Origin of the sequence: Allosphingosinicella sp. (assembly GCF_035626655.1) — a bacterium.
GTDB lineage: Bacteria > Pseudomonadota > Alphaproteobacteria > Sphingomonadales > Sphingomonadaceae > Allosphingosinicella.
The window spans coordinates 25,962-32,642 of the sequence record NZ_DASPNF010000021.1 but is presented as its reverse complement, the minus strand read 5'-3'; the positions used below and the strand labels follow the sequence as shown (position 1 = coordinate 32,642).

At 65.3% G+C, this 6,681-nt stretch carries 7 protein-coding genes; all 7 read right to left on the bottom strand.

Annotated features, from left to right (window positions below):
• Nucleotides 1-72: 72 nt before the first annotated feature.
• The 7 genes from rplD to rpsL all read right to left on the bottom strand — a co-directional run bounded on the left by rplD (nt 73) and on the right by rpsL (nt 6,494).
• Entirely contained in the window at nt 73-702 is a 630-nt protein-coding gene (rplD, locus tag VEC11_RS16790; protein WP_464134659.1) for a 50S ribosomal protein L4, read from the bottom strand.
• A gap of 2 nt (nt 703-704) precedes the next feature.
• Nucleotides 705-1,583 (bottom strand): 50S ribosomal protein L3, encoded by an 879-nt coding sequence (gene rplC / locus VEC11_RS16785; protein ID WP_464134656.1) that lies wholly within the window; start codon nt 1,581-1,583, stop codon nt 705-707.
• A gap of 261 nt (nt 1,584-1,844) precedes the next feature.
• Nucleotides 1,845-2,156 carry a 30S ribosomal protein S10 gene (gene rpsJ, locus VEC11_RS16780; RefSeq protein WP_028969184.1) on the bottom strand — a complete coding sequence of 104 codons (312 nt, stop codon included), beginning with the start codon at nt 2,154-2,156 and terminating at the stop codon, nt 1,845-1,847.
• A gap of 101 nt (nt 2,157-2,257) precedes the next feature.
• The gene (gene tuf, locus VEC11_RS16775; RefSeq protein ID WP_464134653.1) at nt 2,258-3,448 is read right to left on the bottom strand and encodes an elongation factor Tu; all 1,191 of its coding nucleotides are present in this window, start codon (nt 3,446-3,448) and stop codon (nt 2,258-2,260) included.
• Nucleotides 3,449-3,493: 45 nt separating this feature from the next.
• Complete coding sequence (gene fusA / locus VEC11_RS16770; RefSeq protein WP_464134651.1) at nt 3,494-5,587, bottom strand: elongation factor G; 2,094 nt, start codon at nt 5,585-5,587, stop codon at nt 3,494-3,496.
• A 47-nt stretch (nt 5,588-5,634) separates the two neighbouring features.
• Nucleotides 5,635-6,105 (bottom strand): 30S ribosomal protein S7, encoded by a 471-nt coding sequence (gene rpsG, locus VEC11_RS16765; RefSeq protein WP_464134646.1) that lies wholly within the window; start codon nt 6,103-6,105, stop codon nt 5,635-5,637.
• 17 nt (nt 6,106-6,122) lie between these two features.
• A complete protein-coding gene (gene rpsL / locus VEC11_RS16760) occupies nt 6,123-6,494 on the bottom strand; it encodes a 30S ribosomal protein S12 (protein WP_028969180.1) in 372 nt (123 codons plus the stop codon).
• Nucleotides 6,495-6,681 lie beyond the last annotated feature (187 nt).

Sequence of the window (6,681 nt, the reverse complement as noted above, 5' to 3'; positions counted from 1 at the left end):
GTGATGTGCGGCGCCACGATGACGTCATAATGGTTGATGTCGACCGCGGAGGAAGCGGCCTGCTTCTTCGCCTTAGCCATTGAAGCGGCCCTCCAGCTGCTCGACCGCGGCGCGGGTCAGCACCAGGGTCTCGTGATTGAGAATGTCGTAGACATTGGCGCCGACCGCCGGGAGGAGGTTGATCTCCGCCAGGTTGGACGAAGCCAGCGCGAAGCCGACGTTCAGCGCGTCGCCGTCGATGACCAGGGCGTTCTTGCCGAAGCCGAGTTTGGCAATCTGCGCCTTGAGGGCGGCGGTCTTCGCCTCCTTCATGTCGAGATTGTCGAGCACGACCAGATTGCCGGCCTTCGCCTTGGCGGAGAGCGCCATCTTCAGGCCCAGCGCGCGCACCTTCTTGTTCAGCGACGGATTGAAGTCGCGGACCCGGGGGCCGTGCGCCTTGCCGCCGCCGACGAAGATCGGGGCGCGGCGGTCGCCGTGACGGGCGGTGCCGCCGCCCTTCTGCCGGCCATACTTCTTGCCGGTGCGGGCGACGTCCGAACGCTCACGCGCAGCGCGGGCGGTGCCGCGGCGCTTCTCGAGCTGCCAGGTGACGACCCGGTGCAGGATGTCGGCGCGCGGCTCGAGGCCGAACACATCATCATTGAGCTCCAGGTCGGAGCCCTTGCCCTTGCCGTCGAGGCTTTGAACCTTGACCTTCATGATTAGCCTTCCTTGCTCTCGTCGGCGGCCGGCGCTTCGGCCTCAGCCTCGGGCGCGGCGGTTTCGGCAGCGGTCTCGGCCGGGGCGGCCTCGGGGGCAGCAGCCTCCGGGGTCTGGGCCTCGGCGGCGGGAGCCTCGTTGACCGCGGCCTCCTCGATCACCTCGTTCTCGATCTCCTCGGCGGGCGCCTCGGTGACGGGCGAGGCGGCCTGCTTCAGGCCGGCGGGGAACGGAAGGTCGGCATGGGCCGGAACCTTCACCGCGTCCTTGACCAGCAGCCAGCTGCCCTTGTGACCGGGCACGGAGCCCTTCACGAAGATGAGGCCGCGATCGGCGTCGGTGCGGACGATTTCGAGATTCTGCTGGGTGCGGTTCTTCGCGCCCATATGGCCGGCCATCTTCTTGTTCTTGAAGACGCGGCCCGGATCCTGGCGGTTGCCGGTGGAGCCGTGCGAACGGTGCGAGACGGAGACGCCGTGGGTGGCGCGCAGACCGCCGAAGCCCCAGCGCTTCATCGCGCCGGCGAAGCCCTTGCCCTGGGTCACGCCCTGGACGTCGACCAGCTGGCCGGCGACGAAATGGTCGGCGCTGAGCTCGGCCCCGACGTCGAGCAGATTGCCCTCGTCGACGCGGAACTCCACGACCTTCGCCTTGGGCTCCACCTCGGCCTTGCCGAAATGGCCGCGCTGCGGCTTGCTCAGATTCTTGGCCTTGGCCGAACCCGCACCGAGCTGGACGGCATTGTAGCCGTCATTGTCGGCCGTGCGCTGCGCGACGACCTGCAGATTGTCGAGCGCCAGGACGGTCACCGGCACATGGCGGCCATCGTCCTGGAACAGGCGGGTCATCCCCACTTTCTTCGCGATCACGCCGGTACGCATGACCAAACTCCTTATGCATAGGCCCCCGAAGTTACCTCCGGGGGCGTGCTGACCCTTAAAACGATGCGTGCCCCGTCTGGGCCAATTCCCCGCCGGAGCGGGGAGGACGGGGGACGCAGACCCGGAGCAGGCTCCGGCGGTATCCCTTATCTCTCGGGAAGAGCGGGCCCTTCCCTTTCCGTCATGCCAGCGAAGGCTGGCATCCAGGCGGCCTCGGAGACCGTATGGACCCCAGCCTCCGCCGGGGTGACGTAAATTGGCTCAAGCCAATTTAATCTCGACGTCGACGCCGGCGGCGAGGTCGAGCTTCATCAGCGCGTCGACCGTCTGCGGCGTGGGCTGCACGATGTCGAGCAGCCTTTTGTACGTCCGGACCTCGAACTGCTCCCGCGACTTCTTGTCGACATGCGGCGAGCGGTTCACGGTGAACTTCTCGATACGCGTCGGCAGCGGAATCGGACCGCGAATGAGCGCACCCGTGCGCCGAGCGGTGTCGGCGATGTCCCCGGTGGCCTGGTCGAGCACACGATGGTCGAAGGCCTTCAGGCGAATGCGGATATTCTGCGTTTCCATGTCCACTACCGATGCGAAAGAACCACCCCGAAGGGCTTAAGCTTACCTGCAAAAACCGAAGCCGCCCGAATCTCTCCGACCCGGGCGGCTCGCGGCCCTTACTACTTCGTGATCGTCGCGACAACCCCCGCGCCGACCGTGCGGCCGCCCTCGCGGATCGCGAAGCGCAGGCCCTGGTCCATGGCGATCGGCGCGATCAGCTTCACGGTGAGCTGAACGTTGTCGCCGGGCATGACCATTTCGGTGCCCTCGGGGAGGACCACCTCGCCGGTGACGTCCGTCGTCCGGAAGTAGAATTGCGGACGATAGTTGGCGAAGAACGGCGTGTGACGGCCGCCCTCGTCCTTCGACAGGACGTAGACCTCCGAGGTGAACTCGGTGTGCGGCGTGATCGAGCCGGGCTTGGCCAGAACCTGGCCGCGCTCCACCTCTTCACGGCCAACGCCGCGGATCAGCGCGCCGATATTGTCGCCGGCCTGGCCTTGGTCGAGCAGTTTGCGGAACATCTCGACGCCGGTGACGGTCGTCTTCTTGGTGTCCTTGATGCCGACGATCTCGACTTCCTCGCCGACCTTGATCACGCCGGTCTCGACGCGGCCGGTGACCACGGTGCCGCGGCCCGAGCTCGAGAACACGTCCTCGATCGGCATCAGGAACGGCTTGTCCAGCGGACGCTCCGGCTGCGGGATCCACTCGTCGACGGCGGCCATCAGCTTCAGGATCGCCTGCTTGCCGGTCTCCTCGTTCGAATCCTCGAGGGCGGCGAGCGCCGAACCCGAGATGATCGGAATGTTGTCGCCGTCGAAGTCGCGCTTGGAAAGCTCCTCGCGGATCTCGAGCTCGACCAGCTCGAGCAGCTCGGGATCGTCGACCTGGTCGACCTTGTTCAGGAAGACGACCATGGTCGGCACGCCGACCTGCTTGGCGAGCAGGATGTGCTCCTTGGTCTGCGGCATCGGGCCGTCGGCGGCCGACACGACCAGGATCGCGCCGTCCATCTGGGCGGCGCCGGTGATCATGTTCTTCACATAGTCGGCGTGGCCGGGGCAGTCGACGTGCGCATAGTGGCGCTTCTCGGTCTCATACTCGACGTGAGCGGTCGAGATGGTGATGCCGCGCTCGCGCTCTTCCGGCGCCTTGTCGATGTTCGCATAATCGACATAGGTCGCGCCGCCCGTCTCGGCGAGCACCTTGGTGATCGCGGCGGTCAGCGAGGTCTTGCCATGGTCGACGTGACCGATGGTGCCGATGTTGCAGTGCGGCTTCGTCCGCTCGAATTTAGCCTTAGCCATTTTCCCTAACCTCTTTCTTTCAAATTGTCCTGCGGAGCCGGCCGGTTAGGCCAGCTTCGCCTTGACCTCTTCAGCGACGTTCGCCGGCACCTCGTCATAGTGCGAGAACTGCATCGTGTACTGAGCGCGTCCCTGCGTGAAGGAGCGAAGCTCATTAACGTAGCCGAACATATTCGCAAGCGGCACGAGCGCCTCGACCGCCTGGGCATTGCCGCGGGTATCGGTACCCTGGATCTGCCCGCGACGGCTGTTGAGGTCGCCGATTACGTCGCCCAGATAGTCGTCCGGGGTCACGATCTCAACCTTCATGATCGGCTCGAGGATCGTGATGCCCGCTTTCTGCGCGGCCTCACGCATCGCGCCGCGGCCCGTGATCTCGAACGCGAGCGCCGACGAGTCGACGTCGTGATACTTGCCGTCGATCAGATGCACTTCGAGGTCGACGATCGGGAAGCCGATCACGCTGCCGGTCTCGGCAGTCTCGCGCATGCCCTTCTCGACCGAGGGGATATATTCGCGCGGGATATTGCCGCCCTTGACCTCGTCGACGAAGACGAAGCCCGACCCGCGCTCGCCCGGCTTCACCTGCACCTTGACCTCGCCGAACTGGCCGGAGCCGCCCGACTGCTTCTTGTGCGTGTAGACCAGCTCGACCGGCTTCTTGAGATACTCGCGATAGGCGACCTGCGGCGCGCCGACATTGGCGTCGACCTTGAACTCGCGCTTCATGCGGTCGACCAGGATCTCGAGGTGGAGCTCGCCCATCCCCTTGATGATGGTCTGGCCGGATTCGTGATCGGTCGACACGCGGAAGGACGGATCCTCGCGGGCAAGACGGTTGAGGGCGATGCCCATCTTCTCCTGGTCGGCCTTCGTCTTCGGCTCGACCGAGAGCTCGATGACCGGATCCGGGAATTCCATCCGCTCCAGGATGATCGGGGCCGACGGCGCGCACAAAGTGTCGCCGGTGGTCGTGTCCTTCAGGCCGGCCAGGGCGACGATGTCGCCGGCATAGGCCATCTGGATGTCCTCGCGCTCATTGGCATGCATGAGCAGCATGCGGCCGACCTTTTCCTTCTTGTCCTTGACCGAGTTCGTGACCTGCGAAGAGGTTTCGAGCTTGCCCGAATAGATGCGGGCGAAGGTCAGGGTGCCGACATAGGGGTCGTTCATGATCTTGAACGCCAGCGCCGCGAAGGGCGCCGCGTCGTCGGACGCACGCGTGTCCTCGTCACCATTGGGCAGCACGCCCTTGATGGCCGGGACGTCGAGCGGGCTCGGGAGGTAGTCGACGACGGCGTCGAGCAGGGGCTGCACGCCCTTGTTCTTGAACGCCGAGCCGCAGACGACCGGCACGAACGCCATCGCCAGCGTGCCCTTGCGGATCAGCTGCTTCAGCGTCGCGGTGTCGGGCTGGTTGCCCTCCAGATAGGCTTCCATCGCCTCGTCGTCCTGCTCGACGGCGAGCTCGACCAGCTTCTCGCGGGCCGCGGCGGCCTTGTCCTTCAGGTCGTCCGGGATCTCCTGATATTCGAACTTTGCCCCCAGGCTCTCCTCGAGCCAGATGATCGCGCGCTGCTCGACCAGGTCGACCAGGCCCTTGAACTGGCTCTCGATGCCGATCGGCAGATAAAGGACGGCCGGCGTCGCGCCCAGGCGATCGATGATCGACTGAACGCAATATTCGAAGTTCGCGCCGGTGCGGTCGAGCTTGTTGATGAAGCACATCCGCGGCACGCCATATTTGTCGGCCTGGCGCCACACGGTCTCCGACTGCGGCTCGACGCCGGCGACGCCGTCGAAGCAGGCGACCGCGCCGTCGAGGACGCGCAGCGAACGCTCCACCTCGATGGTGAAGTCGACGTGGCCCGGCGTGTCGATGATGTTGATCCGGTGCTCGGGGCCCTGGCCCTCGTCGGCCTTCCAGACGCAGGTCGTCGCCGCGGACGTGATCGTGATGCCGCGCTCCTGCTCCTGCTCCATCCAGTCCATCGTGGCGGTGCCCTCATGGACCTCGCCGATCTTGTAGGACTTGCCGGTATAATAAAGGATGCGCTCGGTCGTCGTCGTCTTGCCGGCATCGATGTGCGCCATGATGCCGATATTGCGGTAGCGCTCGAGCGGATGGCTGCGGGCCATGACAATTTACTCCATTCCGGGATGACGCCCCCGGTAGGCGATGATTGTTACCAGCGGTAATGGCTGAAGGCGCGGTTCGCTTCCGCCATGCGGTGCGTGTCCTCGCGCTTCTTGACCGCGTTGCCGCGATTGGCGGCGGCGTCCATCAGCTCGCCCGACAGCCTTCCGGCCATCGTCTTCTCCGAGCGGCTGCGCGCCGCCGAGATCAGCCAGCGGATCGCCAGCGCCTGGGCGCGCTCCTGGCGCACCTCGACCGGGACCTGGTAGGTCGCACCGCCGACGCGGCGGCTGCGGACCTCGATGCCCGGCTTCACATTGTTGAGCGCGTCGTGGAACACGCCCAGCGGATCCTTCTTGGCGCGGGTCTCGATCGTCTCGAGGGCGCCATAGACGATCCCCTCGGCGACGGACTTCTTCCCGTCGAGCATGATGTTGTTCATGAACTTGCTGAGCACGACATCCCCGAACTTCGGATCGGGCAGGATTTCGCGCTTCTCAGGGCGGCGGCGGCGAGACATCTGACTCTATCCTCTTCTTATTTCGGGCGCTTGGCGCCGTACTTGGAACGGCTCTGCCGGCGGTCCTTCACACCCTGGGTGTCGAGGACGCCGCGCAGCACGTGGTAACGGACACCGGGGAGGTCGCGCACGCGGCCGCCGCGGATGAGCACCACGCTGTGCTCCTGGAGGTTGTGGCCTTCGCCGGGGATGTAGCTGATGACCTCGCGCTGGTTGGTCAGGCGGACCTTGGCCACCTTGCGCAGCGCCGAGTTCGGCTTCTTCGGAGTCGTCGTATAGACGCGGGTGCAGACGCCGCGCTTCTGCGGGTTCTGCTCCATGGCAGGGACCTTGGATTTGGCCTTCTGCGGTTCGCGACCCTTGCGGATCAGCTGGTTGATCGTCGGCATGAAGCCCTTCACTTCCTTAAGTTACTCTACTGCAATGCAAAATGCGCAAGATTGCCGGGGCGGCCTTTTCGGCCCCCCAGGCCCTTGCTTCACATGCAGCAGTGTTCAGCTCAAAAAACGCCCTTTGGGGCAGCGTCTGGCTTGTCAGCCACCACCAGCCCTCGGGCGCGGCGGCCTATAACCGCCA